Origin of the sequence: Ideonella sp. B508-1, assembly GCF_000333615.1 — a bacterium.
Classification (GTDB): domain Bacteria; phylum Pseudomonadota; class Gammaproteobacteria; order Burkholderiales; family Burkholderiaceae_C; genus Ideonella.
The window spans coordinates 1-1,616 of the sequence record NZ_BADL01000426.1 but is presented as its reverse complement, the minus strand read 5'-3'; the positions used below and the strand labels follow the sequence as shown (position 1 = coordinate 1,616).

Genomic DNA, 1,616 nt, shown 5'->3' with positions numbered 1-1,616 from the left:
GTCCATGCCGGCGGCTGCGCTGTCCAGGCCGCCGGCCAGCTGCTGGGCCCGCTCGCCCATCTGCCGCACAAAGGCCGGCGGGATCAGCGCCGCCACCCGCTCGGCCAGGGCCGCCACCGGCTGCCAGACCGGGCGGGTGCGCTCGCGCACCCAATCCCAGGCCTCGCCCGCCTTGGCGCTGAGCCAGCCCACCACGCCGCCGGAACTGCCGGTGGTCTCGTCACCGGTGGCGGGGCCGAACAGCAGCTCGGAGAACCAGTTCCAGACGCGGGCCGCGGCCTCGCGCACCGGGCGAATCCAGTCCCACAGCCGCCGGCCCAGGCTCTGGATGCCTTCCCACACCGCGCCGCCGAAGTTCTGCAGCCACTGCAGGGCCGGCGCGCCGAAGTCGGCCCACAGCCGGCTGAAGAACTCGCCGATGGGGCGCAGGAAGGCGCTGAGCTTGTCCCAGGCCACGCCCACGGCCTCGGTGACGAAGGTCTTGAGCTCGCCGATGGCGGCCATCAGCGGTTCGCAGCGCCCGGCCACCAGGGCTGCGGCGATGCCGGCGGCCCGCCGCACCAGGCCATCGAACAGGGTGATCAGCTGGCGCGGGCCCTCGAAGGGCACCAGGGCCCGCAGGCCGCCGATGAAGCCGTCCCAGGCCCGCGCCACCTGGCGGCCCAGCCAGTTCAGCAGGCCCTCGTCGACGATGGCGCGCACCGTGCGCGCGAACTCGGGCGAGATGCTCTCCAGCAGGCGCCAGCCCAGCTCGCGCACCTTGTCGATGGCCCAGTTGGCGATGTCGCCCAGGGTATCGGAGACGCTGTCGTAGAGGTCGCCCCAGAAGCCGCCGCGCACGGTGGCCGGCGCGTGGGCGGTGGTGCCGGACGGGGCCTCACCCGCGCCGCGCTGCTGCGCCACATGGGCCAACTCATGGGCCAGCAGAAAGCGGCCGGCCGGCTCGCCCGGCTGGAAGCGGCCGGCATCAAAGGCGATGTGCTCGCCCAGTGCGAAGGCGTGCGCGCCCAGGGCCTGGTTGAGCCGCGCGGCGCGGGCGCCGGTGTGCAGGCGCACGCCCGACAGGTCCATGCCGAAACGGGCTTCCATCTCGGCGCGCAGCGGCGGCGGCAAGGGCTGGCCACCGGCCTGCAAGGTGTGGAGCTCGCGCTCCAGGGCCTCGGGCAGGGCGGCGTCCTCGTCCTGCGGCACGGGTGGGTCGGCCGCAGGCCTGCCGGTCTGTCCTGCGGCCGGCCGCGGGCCGTGCCCCAGCACCTGACGCAGGGCGCAGCGCTGGGCCTGGGCATCGCCCGCGGGCAGGGCCACCGGCCCGGCCAGGCCCAGGGCGCGCGCCGCCATGCGGTCGGCTTGGTGCTCGGCCTCGTCCTGGGCGTGGCCCAGCCGCAGCTTGGGCCGCAGCGCCGCCAGGGCCGGCGAGCGCGCGGCGGACACCGGGGGCAGGCGGGCCAGCGTCTGCATGGCGGCGGCTCTGGTTCAGGGCTTGGGCGCAGGCGCGGGGCCTGGCGCCGGGGGGGCTGGCGGCGCCGGCGCCGGCGCGGGCGGGGGCGCAGGGGCATGCGCCGCGGCGGTGGCCGTCGCGCTCCCGCCTGCGGTGTTCTGCTGCCGCCAGGCGATCA

1 protein-coding gene is annotated in these 1,616 nt (G+C 76.7%); it reads right to left on the bottom strand.

Going from position 1 to position 1,616, the window contains the following annotated elements; all coding sequences use genetic code 11:
• On the bottom strand, nt 1-1,458 hold a 1,458-nt coding region (locus tag I73_RS31020; protein WP_148289833.1), incomplete at its 3' end, for a DUF4157 domain-containing protein.
• Nucleotides 1,459-1,616: the final 158 nt, after the last annotated feature.